At 73.8% G+C, this 18226-nt stretch carries 17 protein-coding genes and 1 riboswitch; of the genes, 8 read left to right on the forward strand and 9 right to left on the reverse strand.

The window, feature by feature from the left end:
* The first annotated feature begins 16 nt into the window (after positions 1 to 16).
* Positions 17 to 430, forward strand: a complete 414-nt coding sequence (locus ACWEOZ_RS16620; protein ID WP_451911548.1) for a MarR family winged helix-turn-helix transcriptional regulator — start codon at positions 17 to 19, stop codon at positions 428 to 430.
* On the opposite strand, the gene ACWEOZ_RS16625 is transcribed toward ACWEOZ_RS16620, so the two are convergent.
* The 5 genes from ACWEOZ_RS16625 to ACWEOZ_RS16645 all read right to left on the reverse strand — a co-directional run bounded on the left by ACWEOZ_RS16625 (position 408) and on the right by ACWEOZ_RS16645 (position 4350).
* Positions 408 to 1307, reverse strand: a complete 900-nt coding sequence (locus ACWEOZ_RS16625) for an aminoglycoside phosphotransferase family protein (RefSeq protein WP_451911549.1) — start codon at positions 1305 to 1307, stop codon at positions 408 to 410. The genes ACWEOZ_RS16620 and ACWEOZ_RS16625 overlap by 23 nt on opposite strands.
* Before the next feature lie 39 nt (positions 1308 to 1346).
* On the reverse strand, positions 1347 to 1625 hold the full coding sequence (locus tag ACWEOZ_RS16630; RefSeq protein WP_451911550.1) for a hypothetical protein: 279 nt from the start codon (positions 1623 to 1625) through the stop codon (positions 1347 to 1349).
* 156 nt (positions 1626 to 1781) lie between these two features.
* A complete protein-coding gene (locus ACWEOZ_RS16635; protein WP_451911551.1) occupies positions 1782 to 2774 on the reverse strand; it encodes a C40 family peptidase in 993 nt (330 codons plus the stop codon).
* Between the two features lie 14 nt (positions 2775 to 2788).
* A riboswitch (cyclic di-AMP (ydaO/yuaA leader) is annotated at positions 2789 to 2926 on the reverse strand.
* A gap of 136 nt (positions 2927 to 3062) precedes the next feature.
* Positions 3063 to 3986, reverse strand: a complete 924-nt coding sequence (locus ACWEOZ_RS16640; RefSeq protein ID WP_451911552.1) for a M56 family metallopeptidase — start codon at positions 3984 to 3986, stop codon at positions 3063 to 3065.
* A gap of 4 nt (positions 3987 to 3990) precedes the next feature.
* Positions 3991 to 4350: a BlaI/MecI/CopY family transcriptional regulator gene (locus ACWEOZ_RS16645; RefSeq protein ID WP_451911553.1), complete on the reverse strand. Its 360-nt coding sequence runs from the start codon at positions 4348 to 4350 to the stop codon at positions 3991 to 3993.
* Positions 4351 to 4425: 75 nt separating this feature from the next.
* Between ACWEOZ_RS16645 and ACWEOZ_RS16650 the strand changes: the two genes are divergently transcribed.
* Genes ACWEOZ_RS16650 through ACWEOZ_RS16665 form a run of 4 tightly spaced genes read left to right on the forward strand, consistent with a single transcriptional unit; the run spans position 4426 to position 12423 of the window.
* Complete coding sequence (locus ACWEOZ_RS16650) at positions 4426 to 5820, forward strand: cytochrome ubiquinol oxidase subunit I (protein ID WP_451911554.1); 1395 nt, start codon at positions 4426 to 4428, stop codon at positions 5818 to 5820.
* A 9-nt stretch (positions 5821 to 5829) separates the two neighbouring features.
* Entirely contained in the window at positions 5830 to 6810 is a 981-nt protein-coding gene (gene cydB, locus ACWEOZ_RS16655) for a cytochrome d ubiquinol oxidase subunit II (protein WP_451911555.1), read from the forward strand.
* The gene (cydC, locus tag ACWEOZ_RS16660; protein ID WP_451911556.1) at positions 6807 to 10364 is read left to right on the forward strand and encodes a thiol reductant ABC exporter subunit CydC; all 3558 of its coding nucleotides are present in this window, start codon (positions 6807 to 6809) and stop codon (positions 10362 to 10364) included. Before cydB ends, cydC begins: the two co-directional genes overlap by 4 nt.
* Before the next feature lie 25 nt (positions 10365 to 10389).
* Complete coding sequence (locus ACWEOZ_RS16665) at positions 10390 to 12423, forward strand: aminotransferase class I/II-fold pyridoxal phosphate-dependent enzyme (RefSeq protein WP_451911557.1); 2034 nt, start codon at positions 10390 to 10392, stop codon at positions 12421 to 12423.
* On the opposite strand, the gene ACWEOZ_RS16670 is transcribed toward ACWEOZ_RS16665, so the two are convergent.
* Both ACWEOZ_RS16670 and ACWEOZ_RS16675 read right to left on the reverse strand, forming a co-directional pair.
* The gene (locus tag ACWEOZ_RS16670; RefSeq protein ID WP_451911558.1) at positions 12415 to 13800 is read right to left on the reverse strand and encodes a serine/threonine-protein kinase; all 1386 of its coding nucleotides are present in this window, start codon (positions 13798 to 13800) and stop codon (positions 12415 to 12417) included. The genes ACWEOZ_RS16665 and ACWEOZ_RS16670 overlap by 9 nt on opposite strands.
* Before the next feature lie 102 nt (positions 13801 to 13902).
* On the reverse strand, positions 13903 to 15027 hold the full coding sequence (locus ACWEOZ_RS16675) for an alpha/beta fold hydrolase (RefSeq protein ID WP_451911559.1): 1125 nt from the start codon (positions 15025 to 15027) through the stop codon (positions 13903 to 13905).
* A 162-nt stretch (positions 15028 to 15189) separates the two neighbouring features.
* On the opposite strand from ACWEOZ_RS16675, the gene ACWEOZ_RS16680 reads away from it, so the two are divergent.
* Positions 15190 to 15729 carry a hypothetical protein gene (locus ACWEOZ_RS16680; protein WP_451911560.1) on the forward strand — a complete coding sequence of 180 codons (540 nt, stop codon included), beginning with the start codon at positions 15190 to 15192 and terminating at the stop codon, positions 15727 to 15729.
* Here the strand turns inward: ACWEOZ_RS16680 and ACWEOZ_RS16685 are convergent.
* Positions 15726 to 16307 carry a TetR/AcrR family transcriptional regulator gene (locus ACWEOZ_RS16685; RefSeq protein ID WP_451911561.1) on the reverse strand — a complete coding sequence of 194 codons (582 nt, stop codon included), beginning with the start codon at positions 16305 to 16307 and terminating at the stop codon, positions 15726 to 15728. The two genes, ACWEOZ_RS16680 and ACWEOZ_RS16685, sit on opposite strands and share 4 nt — an antisense overlap.
* Positions 16308 to 16414: 107 nt before the next feature.
* Here ACWEOZ_RS16685 and ACWEOZ_RS16690 point away from each other — a divergent pair, with 107 nt between their 5' ends.
* Positions 16415 to 16843: an ester cyclase gene (locus ACWEOZ_RS16690; protein ID WP_451911562.1), complete on the forward strand. Its 429-nt coding sequence runs from the start codon at positions 16415 to 16417 to the stop codon at positions 16841 to 16843.
* Complete coding sequence (locus ACWEOZ_RS16695) at positions 16840 to 17310, forward strand: DUF1772 domain-containing protein (protein ID WP_451911563.1); 471 nt, start codon at positions 16840 to 16842, stop codon at positions 17308 to 17310. Before ACWEOZ_RS16690 ends, ACWEOZ_RS16695 begins: the two co-directional genes overlap by 4 nt.
* Here the strand turns inward: ACWEOZ_RS16695 and ACWEOZ_RS16700 are convergent.
* Entirely contained in the window at positions 17303 to 18226 is a 924-nt protein-coding gene (locus tag ACWEOZ_RS16700) for a hypothetical protein (RefSeq protein WP_451911564.1), read from the reverse strand. The two genes, ACWEOZ_RS16695 and ACWEOZ_RS16700, sit on opposite strands and share 8 nt — an antisense overlap.

An 18226-nucleotide genomic window follows, 5' to 3' on the forward strand; every position in this document is an offset into this window, starting at 1 on the left:
ATGTTAGAGTCGGCACATGGAGCACCTTCCCAGCTGGCTGCTGACCCAGACCGCCGCCCACGCCGGGCGCCTGGTCACCGAGCGATTCGCCGAGGTCGGCGCCCGCGGCTACCACTACCGGCTGCTGGAGACCCTGCTCGACGGGCCGGCCAGCCAGGCCGAGCTGGGCCGGCGCACCCGCATCCACCTCAGCGACATGGTCGCTGTGCTCAACGAGCTGACCGCGGACGGCTACGTCGAGCGCAGCCCGGACCCGGCCGACAAGCGCCGCAACGTCGTGACGATCACCGACCGCGGCCAGGCACGCGCCCGCGAGCTGGCGGCACGGGCCGAGGCCATCCAGGACGAACTGCTCGCACCACTGACCGCCGCCGAGCGCGCCGAGCTGGTGCGGCTGCTGAGCCTGCTCAGAGGCGCGGCGCCAGCTTGAGCGCCACCCGCAGCGCCTGACCGGGCCGGCCGGAGCCGCCCTGGGCGTCCCAGACCTCGGAGAGCACCGCCTGCACGAACCCCCAGGCGACCACCCGGTCGACGGGCATGCCGAGGCCGTCGGCGAACTGCTCCACCCGGGCCGGCAGCAGCTCCAGCACCGGCTCGTCACCGCCGAACGGGTTGTAGAGCACCGCCCCGACCTCGTAGCCGGGATCACCGAGGACGCCGTGCGGGTCGATCGCCAGCCACGGCTCCCGGGCCGCGGCCAGCACGTTCTCGTGGTGCAGATCCCCGTGCAGGACCACCCGCCGCGAGGCCGAGGCGCACAAGTCGGCCAGGAGCGCCCGGGCCTGCTCGACCAGGCGCCGCGGCAACGGGTCGTCGCCGGGAAACCGGGCCAGATGCGCGTCGAACGCCGCGACGCGGGAGGACAGCTCCTCCAGCACCAGCCCCTCCGGCGCCGGCCGGTGCAGACGCCGCATCATGTCGACGAGCACGGCCGTGGCCTGCTCGTCGTGCTCGCGGACCAGGGCCCGCAGCGTCCCGCCGGGCTCGGCCCGCTCCAGCAGCAGCGCGCCCCGGTTGTCATCGCGGGCCAGCACCTCGACCGCGGCCCGGCCGCCGAAGAAGCCGAGCGTGTCGGCCTCCAGCGCGACGTGGCCGGCGGCGGCCAGGCCGAGCTTGAGCACGGCCGGCGACCCGTCGGCCCGCCGCGCCGGCGCGACATAGTTGAAACTCAACGGGTACGGCGCCCCGACTGCGAGCCCCCACTCCCGGGCGACGTCCTCGACGAGAACGGGCAGCCGCGCGAGCCAGCGCCGGCCGTCGTCGCCCCAGTTGCCGGTGACGTTGCGAACGAAAGCGCCGGGAAACATGCCCCCAGTCTCGCAGGATGATGATCGACCACATCGGCCTCAGTGCGGCAGGAGCGGCACCCGAGCCAACACGAGATTCGTGGTCTCCGGCCCGAAGGCGTGAGTGATGCGCCCGAGCAGCAAAGATCGGCGGCGCTCTCCGTCCGCGTCGACATATGTCAACGCCAGCAGCGTCAGCATCTGATCATCGATGTCACCACGGGATCGGTCGAGGGTGACCAGGGCCTGCTTGGCGGGCCGAACACCCCACCACCACGTCGTTGCCACGCCGATGATGACGCCACCGAGACCGACCAGTATCACCGCAGCAGGAGACATCTTCCGACCGTAGCCAACTCTGGCCGCGGAAAGGAGAGCTCGATGTCGGTCAATGCAGCGCCGCCGAGGCTCCGGAGTCCCACCGGTCTGTCGGAACGGCACGTTCGACAGACCGGTGGAAAACCGAAAACCGGCCGAGAACTCCGAGTGCGGGCCTCAGCCGGTCGGGCGGCGGATGCCGGTGATGGCTCCGCTGCGATCGATCGACGCCATGCGGACGTGGTCGCCCGTGTGTGGCGCGTGCACCATCGTGTTGCCGCCGACATAGATGCCGACGTGGTGCACCGGGCTGCCGTAGAAGATCAGGTCGCCCGGTTGCAGCTGGCTGCGGCTCACCGCGCGGCCCGCATGGATCTGGTCACCGGTGAAGTGCTCGAGATGCACCCCGGCCACCGCCCAGGCCACCTTGGTCAGGCCGGAGCAGTCGTAGCCGCCCGGCCCCTCCGCACCGAAGATGTAGGGCTTGCCGATGAGGTCGCACGCCTTCTGCGCCGCCCGGCCGCCCTTGTCGTCGGTGTAGTCGACCGGGCACGGGCCGGTCTTGAACGCGCCGTCGGAGACGCCGGCCGCGCCGTACGCCCTGATCCGCAGCTTCTGCAGCTCGTCGACCTTCTTCTGGATGTCCTTCTTCTGCTGTGCCAGCGCCTTGTCGCGCGCCGCCACGGCTTTGGTCAGGGTGTCCAGGTCGCGCTTGTCGCCCGCGAGCTGGTCGCGCAGCTTCGCGGCGCCCGAGACCGACTCACGCTGGTGCCGGCTGATCTGGTCGAGGAACGTGAGCTTCTCGGTCAGACCGGTCGGCGAGCCACTGACGACCATGGCCTTCATGGCGCTGGGCGAGCCCTGCATGTAGGCCTGTCCCGCCATGTTGCCCACCTGCGACATGGCCAGGTCGACCTCCAGCTCCAGCGGTGCGAGCCGTTTGTCGATCTTCCGGAGCTGGGCCTGGTTCTTGAGCAGCTGGTTGTGCACGTTGTTGTACTGCTCGATGACCGGTTCCAGCTTGTTCCACTGCTCGTCGATCTGCTTTTCGATGCTCGACGGGGACGGTGTCGCATTCGCCACCCCGGGAGTGAGAAGAATCCCGACCGCGGCGACGGCGCAGGCGATGCTGCGCAGAATTGCGGCGCTGCGCGCCTCAATCCGTTTCACGTAGGTGCAGTGTCCTTTCTTCCCTCGGCCGCCGACCGGGTTAGCTGACGGGTGCGGGCGGGAAGCGCGCCCGGCCACCGTGCTGCTGGTGGCTTAACCCCAGAACTCCTGGGTCCCCGGTTCGTCTCGCGACGATTAGGCGGTGGCCCGTCAGTTCGCCCGGGTTGGGACGAGGGGGGACTGCCGAGCCGGGCATTACCGTACTCCCGATCAACGACGAATTGAACCCGGCGGTATCAGGACACACTGCGCCGACCATTGCTTGACGCAGCGTAAGAAAAGTAGCCGTCAAAGCGGCCAGGCGGAGAGCGCCCGGTCCAGCCACGGCAATACCAGAATCACTGTGGGTAACACCAGCAGACCGACCGCGCCGGTGGCCGCGGCCAGGCTCAGGCCCACGGTGACCGGGCGCGGATCACTGACATTCAGCCGGTCGAGCCGGCGCCGGCGCTCCGCCGCCGCGCTGCCGAGCTCCGCCGGGGCGTCCGGGCTGACCGCGTCGCTGAGCAGCGCCAACGCCGTGCGCAGCGGCGTCGCGCCGCAGCGCCGCCGGGCCGCGTCGTCGGCGACCATCTCGAGCAGCAGGTGTACGGCGTCGAGCGGCGCCCGGCTGCGCAGTGGCCGCGGCACCGCCCGGTAGAACGCGGTGAACGACTCCATGACCACGTCGTGCCGGTGCCGCAGGTGGGTCTGCTCGTGCGCGATCACCGCGGCGACCTGCTCGGCGTCGAGCACCCGCAGCGCACCGTCGCTGAGCACCACGCGCGGCGAACGGCCCGGCAGGCAGTATGCGAACGGCAGCGGCCCGTCCAGCACCCGCAGCCCGGCGGGCACCTCGGCCGGCAGCTCACCGTGGCGCTCGGCGCTGTCCAGCAGGTCGACCAGCAGCCGGTGCCGGGACCGGCGGGCCCGGGACCGGATGCTCACCCGGACGAGCGACACCAGCAGCCGCACGATGATCACCGTGGCGACGGCCAGCGCGAAGATCAGCGCGGCCGCACCCACCGGACGGTCGGAGCCCAGCTCACTGACCAGCTCCTGCGATCCGGCCAGGACCACGCCGAGCGCGCACAGGACCCCCGTGAGGGTGATGCTCTGCCAGAGCGCGACGGCTGCCGCGGGCGCCCGGTCGGGCCAGCGCGCGCCGGCCAGGATGCCCGGCACCACGAGCGACAGGGTCAGCCCGAGCGCACCGAGCAGCAACGCGGTCACAGCGTCAGGCCCGGTCCTTGCGTGCCGCCTCGATGGCCGCGGTCAGGGCCGACGGGTCGATCCGGCCGACGAAGTGGGCCAGGGCCGCGTCCCGCACGCCGTCGGGCGCCGCGCTGAGGGCGTCGAGCATCAGGGCGGCGGTCATCTCCTCGCGCGACTGCGCGGGGGCATAGCGGTACGCCCGGTCGGCGCGCTGCTGGGTGACGACACCCTTCTTGGCCAGCCGGTCCAGCACGGTCATCACGGTCGTGTACGCCAGCTCGCGGTCGCCGCTCAGCCGTTCGTGCACCTGGCGCACGGTCAGCGGCTCGCCGGCGTTCCACAACTGCGTCATGACCTCACGTTCGAGGTCTCCCAAAGCCATGTGACCCACTCTACTGCACAGTGTCGTACTACGAGGCGTAGTATCTACTACGGAACGTCGTAGAGGGGGCCATCCGTGGACGTGCTCGAGCTGACCCGGCTGCAGTTCGCGGTCGTGACGATCTACCACTATTTCTTCGTGCCGCTGTCGATCAGCCTGGCCGGCACCGCCGCGGGCCTGCAGCTCGCGTGGCTGCGCACCGGCCAGGACCGCTACCGGCAGCTCACCAAGCTCGTCGGCAAGCTGCTCATCGTCACCTTCGCGGTCGGCGTGGTCACCGGGCTGGTGCAGGAGTTCCAGTTCGGCCTGGGCTGGAGCAACTTCGCCCGCTTCTACGGCGACGTGTTCGGCCCGACGCTGGCGATCGAGGGCATGCTCGCCTTCTTCCTGGAGGCGACGTTCCTCGCGCTCTGGTACTTCGGCTGGGACCGGCTCCCGCGCAAGCTGCACGCCGCCACCATCGTCATCGTCGCGGCCGGCACCGTGATGTCCGCGTTCATCATCCTGGCCGCCAACTCGTTCATGCAGAACCCGGTCGCGTACTCGCTGGACCCGGTGACCGGGCGGGCCCACCTCGACGACTTCGGCGCGCTGCTGCTCAACAAGGTCAACCTGGCCGCGTTCCCGCACACGCTGGCCGGCGCGGTCATGGCCGGCGGGTCGCTGCTCCTGGCCATCGGCGTGTGGCGGCTGCGGGCCGGGGGCGAGGCGGCATTCCGTACGCTGTCCCGGCTCGGCGCCTGGCTGACGCTGACCGGGGGCGCCCTCACCGCCCTGACCGGCGACCACCTCGGCAAGGTCATCACCGAGGTGCAGCCGATGAAGATGGCCGCCGCCGAGGCCCTGTACGCGACCACCACCGGCGCACCCTTCTCGGTCTTCGCCATCGGCGGCCCGGACGGCGGCGAGCCGTTCTTCAGCCTGGAGATCCCTCGCCTGCTGTCCATCCTGGCCAAGGGCGGCCCCGGCGCGACCGTGCAGGGCATCGACGACCTCCAGGCCCAGTACGCCGCCCAGTTCGGCCCGGGCAGCTACATCCCGATGATCCCGGTGGCGTTCTGGACGTTCCGGCTGATGATCGGCATCGGCATGCTGGCGGCGGCCGTCGCGGCGTACTACCTGTGGAGCACCCGGCGCGACCGGCAGGCGCACCGGCTGCTGCTCCGCTTCCTGCCGCTGATCCCGATCCTGCCCGCCGCGGCCAACACGTTCGGCTGGATCTTCACCGAGACCGCCCGCCAGCCCTGGCTCGCGTTCGGCATCTCCCGGGTCGCCGACGGCATCTCCCCCGGCCTGACCCGCGGCGAGGTGCTCGTCTCCCTGATCGGCTTCGCCGTCGTCTACGGCATCCTCGCCGTCGTCTGGCTGCGACTGGTCCGCCACCTGTCCCGGCAACCGCTCGAAGCCGCCGCGCCCGCCGCACCCGCCGGTGAGCCGGCCCCCGAGCGCGAACCGGTCCCGGTCTACTGAGGAATCGCCATGATCACAGTCTGGTTCGCGCTCGTCGTGCTCTGCTGGGTGCTGTTCTTCGTCCTCGAGGGCTTCGACTTCGGCGTCGGCCTGCTCTCCCCGGTCGTCGGCCGCGACGACCACGAGCGGGGAGCCGTCGTCCGCACCGTCGGCCCCTTCTGGGACGGCAACGAGGTCTGGCTGGTCGCCGCGATCGGCGTGACCTTCGCGGCCTTCCCCGACTGGTACGCCGCCCTGCTCTCCGGCCTCTACCTGCCGATGGTGGCGCTGTTGCTGCTGCTCGCCGTCCGCGGGGTGGCCCTGGAGTTCCGCGGCAAGGGCGACGGGCCCAGCTGGCGCCGCCGCTGCGACGTGGCCCTGGCGGCCAGCTCGGCCGGCATCGTGCTGCTCTGGGGAGCGGTGCTGGGCGTGCTCACCCACGGCCTGGCCCTCGGCCCGGACGGCCAGGTCACCGGCACGGGCCTGAGCCGCAGCACCGCGGCCCTGCTGAGCTGGCCGGCCCTGACCGGGGCGGGCGCGGCCCTGTTCGCCGCCCTGCTGATCGGGGCGATGTTCCTGACCCTGCGCACGACCGGTCCGGTGCACCTGCGGGCCCGCAGGCTCGGCGTCACGCTGGCCACGGGCGGCACCGCCGTGCTGGCCGCGATCGGCTTCGCCACCGAGTCGCGGTCGGCGCTGGCCGCGGCTGCCCTCTGCCTGGGCATCGCCATGCTGGCCCGCAACGGCCAGGAAGCCCTCGCCTTCGGCGGTACGGCGCTGAGCATCGCCGGCGCCGTCGTGACCGTCTTCACCGTGCACGGCGACGTCGTGCTGCGCAGCACGCTGGACCCGGCCTGGTCGCTGACCATGACGGGCGCGGCGGCCACCGACTCGGCACTGCGGCTGATCAGCGTCGTCGGCGTGGTCGTGCTCCCCGGCGTCCTGGTCTACCAAGCGTTCTCCTACTGGGTGTTCCGGCGCCGGGTGGCCAGCGAGCGGGTGCCGTCATGAGCCGGGGACCCCTCGACCCCCGGTTGCTGCGGCACGCTCGCTCCAGCCGTACCGGAATCGGGATCGCGGCCCTGCTCGGCGCCGGCCAGGCGGCCGCGACGGTCGCCGTCGCCGTCGCCCTGGCCCGGATCGTCACCGGCCACGACGCGCTGGCCCTGCTGGCCGCGGCCTTCGTGCTGCGGGCCGCGCTGACCTGGGCGGAGCAGGTGGTGGCTCAGCGTACGGCGGCCGCGGTCACCGACGAACTGCGCCGCTCGGCGCTCGCGGCGGCGCTGGACCACGGTCCCGCCTGGGTGGCCCGCTTCGGCGGCAACCGGCTCACCGCCGTGCTGGGCAGCGGCCTGGACTCGCTGCGGCCGTGGTTCTCCGGCTACCTGCCCGCGCTGGTCCTGGGCGTGGCGCTGCCGCCGCTGGTCATCGTCGCGATGGCCCTCACCGACCTGACGTCGGCGCTGATCGCCCTGGTCACGCTGCCGCTGATCCCGGTGCTGGGCGCGCTGATCGGCTGGGCGACCCGCGAGCGGGCCCAACGGGCCTGGGAGGCCGACGCCCGGCTGGCGGGCCACTTCCTGGACGTCGTACGCGGGCTGGCGACCCTGCGGGTGTACGGCCGCGCCGACCGCCAGACCACCGTGGTCCGCGACATGACCGACCGGCACCGCACGGCGACCCTGCGGGTGCTGCGGGTGGCGTTCCTGTCCTCGACGGCGCTGGACCTGGTGGCCACGCTGTCCGTCGGGCTGATCGCCGTCGAGGCCGGACTCCGCGTGGCCGCCGGCGACCTCACCCTGGGCCCGGCGCTGCTGGTCATCCTCCTCGCGCCCGAGGTGTACCGGCCGCTGCGCGAGATGGCGGCCCGCTACCACGCGAGCGCCGACGCCTCGGCGGTCATCGCGGACGCCGACGAGATCCTCGCACCGTCCGACGCCGATCCGGCCTTCCTGCCGACCGGTGCGGTCCTGGCCGCGTCCCACGGCGGACGCTTCGGTGCGGGCGGCGAACGACCGGCCGTGTACGCCGCCCGGCTGCGGGTGCGGCACCCCGGGTCCACCGTGGACGCGCTCAGCCTCTACGCGCTGGCCGTCCGCGAGGGGGAACTGGTCGCCCTGCGCGGACCGTCAGGTGCCGGCAAGACCACGGCGCTGCGGGTGCTGGCCGGGCTGCAACCGGCGGTCACGGGACGGGTCGAGCTCAGCGGTCCCGGCCTGCTGTACCTGCCCCAACGCCCGACGCTGCCGCACGTCCGCACGGTCGCCGACGTGTTCCCCGGATCCGGCCCGGACGCGGTGCGCGAGGCTCTGCGCACGGTGGGGCTGGACACCGAGGTGGAACCGGCGACGGTGCTGGGCGAGCACGGGGCCGGGGTGTCGGCGGGCCAGCGGCAGCGGCTGGCGCTGGCGGCCCTGCTGCGGGCGGCCGGGCACGCACCGGCGGTGCTGCTGCTCGACGAACCGACCGCGCACCTCGACGCGGAAGCCGAACGGCTGGTGATCGAGCGGCTGCGGGCGACCGCTGATCAGGGGTGCGCGGTGCTGGTGGTCGCGCACCGGCCCGGGCTGCTGGCCGCGGCCGACCGGATCATCGACGTCGCTCCCCCGGCGCCCGACGTCTCGCCGGGCCCAGGGCCGAGCCCGCATCACGCGGACGACCGGGCTGTTCCGGCGGCGTCCGGCTTCACCGCCTGGCCGCCGCCGGGCCCGGCAGAGCCGGACTCCGCCTCGGCAACGCCGTCACCCAGCATGCCCGCCGCGCGTAAGGAACTGGACCGGCGGGAGGTGGCCGCGGCTACCTGGGGCCAGGCCGGCGCGACCGACCCACCGGCTGTCGTTCCCGCTCCAGCGGCCGCGCCGGGCGCCGTACTCGCGGCCGCTCCGGGTGCTGGTCCCGCCCGCGCGGCCGGTGGATCGCCGGCGGCGCGAGCTGCCGGATGGCTTGTGCGACGCCCCGGCACGGCCGTCGGGTTCGGGGCGGCCTCCTGGCTGGCCGGGATCGTGCTGACCGGGGCGGCCACCTGGCTGCTCGTCCGGGCCGCGACCCTGCCGCCCGTGCTCACCCTGTCGACCGCCGTCGTGCTCGTCCGCGGCAGTGCCGTCGCCCGGCCGCTGCTGCGCTACGTCGAACGGCTGGTCTCGCACGACGTGGCCTTCGCCCGGCTCGGCGAACGGCGGGCGCGGGTCTTCGCCGACCTCATCCCCCGGGTGCCCGGCCCGCGGCTGCGCCGCCGCGGTGACCTGCTCACCCGGGTCGGGGACGACGTGGACGCCCGCGTCGACGGGCTGCTGCGGGGACGCCTGCCCGCCCTCGCGGCCGCCCTGACCCTGGCCCTGGTGACGGTCACCGCTGTGGCGGTGCTGCCCGCGGTCGCGCTTCCGCTCATGGCGGGCCTGCTGATCAGCGGGGTGGCCGCTCCGGCGCTGGCCGCGCGGCAGGCGAGCCGGCTCGACGCCGCCACCGGTCAGGCCCGCGCCGAACTGCGGGACGCCGTCGTGGAGACCGTCGACGGCGTCGAGGAGCTCGCCGTGGGCCACCGGGCCGGGCAGGCTCTGGCCGTACCGGATCGGCGCAGCCGGGTGCTGGCACGGCTGGAAGCGCGGGCGGCCCGCTCGGCCGGTGCCGCCGCCGCGCTGGGCCTGCTCGGCTGGGGTCTCGCGGTGACCGGGACCGCGCTGGTGACCGGCGGCAGCGGGCTGTCCGACGAGTGGGCGGCTGTGCTGCTGCTGGCGGTCGTGGCGCTCGGCGAGCCGGTCGCCGCGCTGCCCGATGCCGCCGTCGCCCGGCGCCGCGCGGCCGGAGCTCGCGCTCGGCTCGCGGAGATCGCCGCGCAACCGGCGTCGGCCGCTCCCAGCTCCGTCGAGGCCGCCGGTGCCGCCGGCGCGACCGGTACCGCCGGCGCGACCGGGGACATTGCGATCCGCGGGCTGGTGGCCGGCTGGGATCCGGCCCGGCCGCCCGCCCTGACCGGCATCGACCTGGACCTGCCGGCCGGCTCCCGCACCGCGGTGCTCGGACCGTCCGGCGGCGGCAAGTCCACCCTCGCCGCCGTGCTGGCCCGGCTGCTGGACCCGCGCGCGGGCACGGTCACCGGGCTGGGCCGTAGTGCCCTGGTCGGTGACGAGGCCGATCACGTGTTCGCCTCCACGGTCCGGGAGAACCTGCGCCTTGCCCGCCCCGGAGCCACTGACGCCGAGCTGCACGCCGCCCTGGCCCGGGTGCGGCTCGACGGCTGGCTGGCCGGCCTGCCGCAGGGGCTCGACACCTGGCTCGGCACCGGCGGGGGGACGATCTCCGGCGGTCAGCGCCGCCGGCTGGCGACCGCCCGGGCCCTGCTCGCCGCGCCCGATCTGCTCATTCTGGACGAGCCCACCGAGGGGCTGGACGAGGCCGGCGCGGCCGCGCTGATGGCGGATCTGCTCACCGCCACCGACGGGCGGACCGTGCTGCTGCTGACCCACCGCACGGAAGGGCTGGACCGGGTGCACGCCCGCTACGAACTGCGCGACGGACAGCTCACGGCCTGTCGGCGAGCGGACACCGCGGTGGTCGGGGCTCGGTGATACTGACCTCCTTTGTGGAGGTTGCATGAACAGCTTCGTGCTGGTCGGGGGTTCGGGCTTCCTCGGCACCGAGGTCGCCGCCGCGCTGCTGGCCGCCGGGGCCGAGGTCACCAGCGTGGACCGGGTCGCGCCGCCGGAGGTCACCGCGTCGGCCGGGCTCGGCTGGATCAGCGCCGACCTGCTCACCGACGAGCTGCCCGAGCTGCCGCCGGGCGTCGTCGTGCTGCTGCTCGGGGCCAGTGATCCTCGGCCGCGCCGGCCCTGGACGCTGCCGCTGCACAATGCCATCAGCACGGCCCGGCTGCTGCCCGCCCTGGCCGGGCGGCGGGTCGTGCTGACGTCCTCGGTCGAGGTGTACGGGTCGGCCGCCGGCCCGCTCACCGAGGACACCACACCGGTGCTGCCGTGGTCGGCCGGCGAGATCGACGCGTGGTGTGCCGACGCCCGTGATCTGGCCCGGGCCGCCTGTCCCCCGTGGCGGGCCGCGCCGCTCGTCCGCCGGATGGCCGACGCGGACCCGACCGGCCGGTGGACGTACGCGATGGCCAAGCTCGCCCAGGAGCGGCTCGTCGCCGGGGCCGTGGAGGACGGCCGGCTGACCGTGCTGCGGCTGGCCAACGCGTTCGGTGCGGGTCAGGACCGGGTCGCCACCCGGCTGGTCCGCCGGGCGCGCGCCGGGCTGCCGCTGCCCGTCACCGCCGGGACCGTCCGCAGCTTCCTGCCGCCGGTGGAGCTCGGCCGGATCCTCGTGGGCGGCATCGGGCCCGGCGTGTACAACGTCGGCGGGCCGCCGGTGTCGCTGCGCGCCCTGGCCACCGAGATCCGTACGCTGTGCGGCTCCGCCTCCCCCGTCCGCGAGCAGCCGCGCCGCCTGCCGGACAGCTCGGGGCTGGTGGTCACCAACCGGCTCGCCGCGGCCGGCTACCGGATCGGTTCGCTGCGCCCGCACCTGGCCCGGCTCATCGAGCAGATCGGCGACGACCGGGAGCCGCTGTTCCGCCCGCCGCTGCCGGTCGTGGTGCCGCCGCGGCCGGTCCGTCCCGAGCTCGTCGTCGCCCGCCAGCAGCAGTGCCTGGTCAGTGGCGAGGTGAAGCACGGCAACCGGTGGACGCGGGAGCTCACCGAACGTCTCGGCAAGGAGCTCGACCTCGACGACGACCGGCGGGTGCTGCTCACCGCCTCGGGGACCGCCGCGCTGCGGATCATGGTGGCGGCGACGGCAGGCCGGGCGGGGCCGGGCGACGTGGCGGTGCTGCCGTCGTACACGTTCCCGGCGACCGCCGAGGTCCTGGTGCAGCTGGGCTACCGGCTGCGGTTCGCCGACGTGGACCCGGCGACCTGGACGCTGGCCCCCGCGGCGGTCGCCGAGGCGCTACGGCCGGGTGACGTGCGGCTGGTCATGGCGGTCGACACCTTCGGCAATCCGTGCGACTACCCGGGGCTGCGCGCGGTCTGCGAGCGGGCCGGGGTGGCGCTGCTGGCCGATTCGGCGGCGGCGCTGGGCAGCCTGCACCGGGGCCGGCCGGTGGCGCAGCAGGCGGACGCGCACGCGTACTCGATGAGTTTCGCCAAGGTCCTGTCGGCCGGCGGCGCGGGCGGCGCCCTGGTCCTGCCGGCCGAGGCCGCGGAGCGGGTGCAGGCCGACCCGGCCGGCTGGACCCGCTCGGAGCTGATGAACGAGCTGCACGCGGTGGTCGCGCTGGATCAGCTGCCGGTGCTCGGCGACCTGGTCCGGTGGCGCGCCGAGGTGGCAGCCGTCTACGCCGGCCTGCCGCTGGAGACGCAGCGGGTGCATGCCGGCGACCGGCACAGTTATGTGCACTGGGTGGCCCGGGTGGCGGACCGCGACGGGCTGCAGCGGCGCCTCGACGCGCTCGGGGTGGGGACCAAGCCGTACTTCGCGGCGGTGCACCGGGGGCCGCTGGGCGCGGGTGAGAGCCTGCCGGTCACCGACGCGCTGCACGCCGAGGCGCTGGCCCTGCCGATGTCGTCGGAGCTGACGGTCGAGCAGGCCGAACGGGTGGTCGCGGCGGTCCGGCGCAGCCTGGCCTCAGGGTGAGGTGAACGCCGAGCCGGTGGGCTCGCCCTGGCGGGGACGGGCCAGGCAGTGCACCAGCCGCTGATCGGTGCCGGGCACCTCGATCGGCCAGGCTTCGCGTTCCCAGCCGTCGGTCGCGGCCCGGTCCCGGCTGCGGCCGGCCATGACCCGCACCGAGCAGGCGGCCGCGATGTCCTCGCGCAGCAGCAGTTCGTCCTCGTGACTGCGGCTGACGTCGGCGGGCAGGCCGGCGGCCGCGAAGGTCTCCCACGTGTGGTCCCCGGTGCAGGGGAGGTCCCTCGGCGACGACGCCCGGCCGTTGATGGCGGTCACCCCGGCCCAGCACAGCGGCTCGGCCGGGCAGAGCAGCGGCCCGCAGGTGACGAAGCCGGCCGGCTGGACGGCCCCGGGGGCGGCCGGGACCGAGGTCCCGGCGCCCGCTGCCGGCCCGCCGTCCGGTCCCGGGCGCAGCGTCTGCCACAGCGCCACGCCACCGGCCACGGCCAGGACAACCAGCGCCGCGGCCAGCACCGCCCAGCGCCGGGACCGTGAGGTGGACGGCCACGGTGCCCGCGGTGCCGGGCCGGGACCCGCTGCGGCGCGGGCGGCGTCGGCCAGTGCGGCTGCCGACGGCCAGCGGTCGGCCGGGTCGGTGGCCAGCGCCCGTTCGACCACGGCCAGCACCGGGGCGGGGATGTCACCGCCGAGTGTGCGCGGCGCGGCCTGCAGCCGCTGCAGCGCCACCGCGTACGGGTTGTCCCCCTCGAACGGGCGCCGTCCGGCCAGGCACTCGTACGCGGCCAGCCCGAGCGAGTAGATGTCACTGCGGCCGGTGGCGGGGTGACCGAGCACCTGCTCCGGTGACAGGTACGTCGGCGTGCCCAGGACGGCTCCGGAGGCGGTGAGCGAGGTGCCGTCCTGGGTCCGGGAGATCCCGAAGTCCGTGATGAGCAACGTGCCGTCACGCCGTACGAGGAGGTTGGCGGGTTTGATGTCGCGGTGCACGATGCCGCGCTCGTGCACCGCCTCGAGGCCGTCGGCGGCCTGCGCGACGAGCCGCATCGTCGTCACCGGGTCGAGGCGCCCTCGGCGGGCCAGCAGCTGCGACAGGGACTCGCCGTCGATGAACTCCATGACCAGGTACGTGATCCCGGCGCCGCGCCCGTAGTCGTGGATCGACGCCACCGCGGGATGGTTGACGCTGGCCATGGCCTTGGCCTCGACCAGGAACCGCTTGGCGAAGTCGGGCTGGTCGGCGACCCCGGGCAGCATGGCCTTGACCGCGACGACCCGGCCGAGCACCTCGTCGACCGCCCGCCAGACCTCGCCCATGCCGCCGGCGCCGATCCGCGCCTCGAGCCGGTAGCGGTCGCCGAGCCTGAGACCGGCCTGCAGCATCGCCCTCCACCGTCCGTCCGCCGGACCGCCCCCAGCGGCCGCCCGCCGCGCATCCTGTCATGCGCCGGCGGGCGACGGCCGGGGGCTCCCGATCCGCGGGTCTCAGGCGGAGAAGCGGGCGGCGATCCAGTCCGCGACCAGGGTCGTCGAGGCGAAGACCGCACCGTCGTGGCTCTCGTTCTCGAGGGAGACGAGTTCGACCGGCGGCGGGTAGTCGTCCAGCTCGTCCAGCAGCGCGTCGGTGACGAAGGCCGGCACCGCCTCGTCGGCCGTGCCCTGCACGAGCAGGATCGGCGCGCTCGGTGCCACCTGGGCCGGGTTGTCGTAGTGGGCCAGCTGGTCCACCACCGCCGGCGGCAGGGCGCCGCCCAGGAGCAGCTGACCGGCGTTCAGCGACTGGTACGCGGCCAGGATCTCGTACAGGCAGCCGGATGCGAGCACGGACACGCGTTGCCGGGCCGGCGGGGCCAGCACGGTGAGCGGGTCGAACGACGGCTGGACCGCGGCCAGGCCGTACAGGGCCATCACCAGGTAGCCCTGGCCGGGCGTGCCGGGGATCAGCGGGGCCAGCACATCGACGTTGGAGACCGGGGCGATGGCCGCGACGCCGCGCAACGTGAGATCGCCGTCGTAGCCCGGTGCCAGTTCTCCGGCGAACAGGGCGCCCTGGCCGCCCTGGGAGTGGCCGTCGAGGACGTACTCGGTGCCGAGGTTGGAGTCCAGGTGGCGGGCGGCCTTGACGCTGTCGATCATCGACCGGGCGGCGCTGCCACCGACGAGGTACGGGTGCGCCTGCGGCGTACCCAGTCCCGGATAGTCGGGGGCCGCGACGGTCCAGCCCCGGGTGAGCAGCTCGGCGACGGCGGCCCGGGCTTCCGGCCAGAAGACCCCCTGGTTCTCGGAGGGCGCGCACTGGTCGGCCAGCCCGGTGGTGCCGTGACCCCAGACCACTGTCTTGTTGGCCTTCTTGCGCCGGGGACTGAGCACCAGCCCGGTGGTGGTGATGCTCGCGCCGGTGACGCTCGTGCTGACGTACGAGACGCGCCGGCCGGTGGCCAGAGCGGTCAGCTCCGGCGGCAGAGTGGCCGCCGCCGTGGACAGGACAGTGCCCGGCGGGTCGGCCGCGGCCGCCGCCGGACTGGCGCCGGGGATACCACCACCGATGACCGCCAGGACGGATCCGACGACGGCGGCCCTCCTCGCGTGATGCCGCAGGACTGCGTTCATACGTTCCACCCCTTCCGGGCGTGATCTCGCTGGATACCTCCATGCAAGCCCGCTGACCAGGGCGATCTCGCACATCACGTGCGACGGTGCCGAGGACTCCCCGTTCGGTGCGGCCCTGGTCGGCCGATCGACGGCGCGGGCCGGCTGTGCGACGGTGGACCCATGACGGCCATCGTCGGGTTGACGCAGTCGGGTTCGGTCTACATCGGCGGGGACAGCGCGGGCGTGTCGGGCCTGAGCCTGACCGTGCGCGCCGACGCGAAGGTGTTCCGCAAGAACCGCTATCTGTTCGGCTTCACCACCTCGTTCCGGATGGGCCAGCTGATCCGGTATTCGCTGACCCTGCCGAAGCCCGCCGGCGACCTGGACCGGTTCATGGCGACGACATTCATCGACGCGGTGCGCGACTGTCTCAAGGCGGGCGGCTGGGCGGCCAAGGAGAACGACCGCGAGGAGGGCGGTACGTTCCTGGTCGGCGTACGCGGGCAGCTCTTCGCCGTCCACGACGACTACCAGGTGGCGAAGGCGGCCGACGGTTTCGCCGCGGTCGGCTGCGGTGACCAGATCGCCCTGGGCGCGCTCCACGCCACCGCGGGCACCGCGCTGGGCCCGCGCCGCCGGGTGAAGAAGGCCCTGGCCGCGGCCGAACGCTTCAACGCGGGCGTCCGTGGCCCGTTCGTGTGCCTGAAGGGCCGTTCCTAGGCCGACGCGGCGCGGAGCTGCGTGACCAGGAGCTCGAGGCGGGCGGTGTCATGGCCCGGGCGTAGCCGGCCGTTGCGGCCGAGCACCACCAGTCCGTGCAGCGCCGACCAGACGACCTCGGTGAGAGTGTCGACGTCGCGCCCGCCGGCGATCGTGGCGACCGCCGCGCGCAGCTCGGCGAAGGCTTCCTTCAGCGGCGCCGGGGTGTCCTCGGCCGCGAAGTGCAGTCGCGTGGCCCTGATGAACATCGCGTCGAACAGCGCCGGGTTCTTCGCCGCGAACCCGCTGTAGGCGGCGGCGACCCGGCCGAGCTCGTCGCCGGCCGCCCGACTGTCGCCGCGGGCGGCGCGCAACGTCCGGGCGAGCTCGTCGAAGCCCTCGATTGCGACGGCTTCGACGATGTCCTCCATCGAGCCGAAATGCTTGTAGAGCACCGGCTGGCTGTATTCGATCTCGGTGGACAGCCGGCGCGTGGTGACCGCCTCCCAGCCCTCGCTCTCGGCCAGGGTGCGCGCCGTCGCCGTGATCAGCCGGCGACGGGCGTCGCGCTCGCGCTGCCGGCGGTCCTTGATAGCCATGCCCGACTGTAGCACCGATATATTCGCTAGCGCTGCTATTGACGCGAGCGGCTTCGCGGGTTAGCGTCGCTAGCGCTAGCAGTGCTAACCACGAGGCGGAGCTTGCCATGACCACAGCCGCACACCAGCTCGCCGACCTGTTCGTCGAGATGACCAACACCCACGACCCGGACCTGGTGGACCGGTTCATCGCCGAGGACTACCGCAACCACAACGACTTCGTCGCCGACGGACGCGAGGCCAACCGCCAGTTCTGGGGCGCGTTCTTCACCGGCCTGCCCGACGTGAAGGTCACCATGGAGGACCTGATCGTCTCCAGTGACCGCGTCGTCGGCCGCTTCGTCTACCGCGGCACCCACACCGGGGACCTGCTGGGCATCCCGGCCAGCGGCAAGCCGGTCGAGATGCGCAGCATCGACATCTGGCGCGTCCGCGACGGCCTGTTCGTCGAGCACTGGGACCAGCTGAACCTGATGCAGATGTTCCAGCAGATCGGCGCCCTGCCCCCGCTCGGCGGTCCCGAGGCCCAGGCATGACACTGCTCTCGCAACTGGCCGCCCTCCTGGCCCTCCTGAGCACCGGGATCGTGTACGGCACGGACGCCTTCTGCGCGCTCGTCCAGCGTTCCGCCCTCGCGCACGTCGACGACAGCACCCTCACGGCGGTCATGGGCAACCTGCACCGCGTCGCTGACCGGCGCATGCCCGTACCCGGGATCCTCGGGGTCGTCGCGGCGGCCGCCGCGGCCGTGCTCGCCGCGGTGGCCGGCCGATCCACCGCGGCCGCGACCGCGGGAGCGGCATTCGTGCTGCTGGTGGTCTGGGTGCTGCTCTACCTGCGGATCAGCGCACCCATCAACCGGCGGCTCACCGCGGCGGCCGAGGCCCACGAGACTCCGGCCGACGTCCGCGCCTGGCAACGTGCCTGGGATCGCATCATCGTCCCCCGGGCGGTCCTGCAGGGGCTGGCCGTCCTCGCCCTCGGCGTGAGCCTGATCAGCTGACCGCGAGCTCGGGCTCGTGCACGCGGCGCCGTACGGCGGTCGCGATCAGCAGCAGGCCGGGGACGGCCCCGAACAGCCACAGGATCGGCCGCGGCCAGTGCACCAGCGCCCCCACCGCCCCGCGGATCTGGGGAGCCTTGTTGACCGTGTAGGTCGCGGCCGCGACGCTCACCCGGCAGACCAGGGAGTAGTCGCCGGCCGCGGGCACCCGGAATTCACCGATCCAGCGATACGCCGGGGTGGCATCGACGCCGGGGGTGCCGGGCTTGACGGGGAGCAGTTCCACCGCCCGATCGGGCAGGCCGAATCCGGTCACCTGGCAATCGGGGTCGGCCGGTGCGGAAGCGACCGCGTAGAGGCCGTACCGGCCGGCTGCCGCGAGAGACAGCGGCACCGGCCGATCGACCCGGATCTCGCCCGGCCCGGCGGGAAAGTTGCCGAAGCTGAACTCCGCACCCCGCTGCACGGTCACGGGAACCAGCAGCGCGCCGATCACGGCGATCAGCGCGCCGCCGACGACCCGGCCGGGCAGCCCCCGGATGCGAGCTCCCGGGTGGCCCAGCCGGCAACCGATCACGGCGCCGATCGCGGCCAGGGGCAGGCCGAGTACGGCCTCCGCGCCGACCGTCCGCCGCACCGGGATGCCCCATCGATACACCGCCCAGGACAGGCCGAGACAGGCGCCGGCGACAACGGTGCCGACGGTGACGGCACGCCACATCCGCCCTCCGGCGCGCGCGGCGGAGACGGCGGCGAGCAGCGGCAGAGGGGCGAGCATCCACCACGACACCGTCGGGCCCTTGGCCAGGACGTCCTCGGCGCGATGGAAGAACGGGTACAGCACCAACGGGCCCGGCACCGACACCACCACCCACAGGAACACCCAGAACGGCCCCGGAACTGCCCGCCTCGCCAC

This window comes from Actinoplanes sp. NPDC004185, from assembly GCF_053603475.1.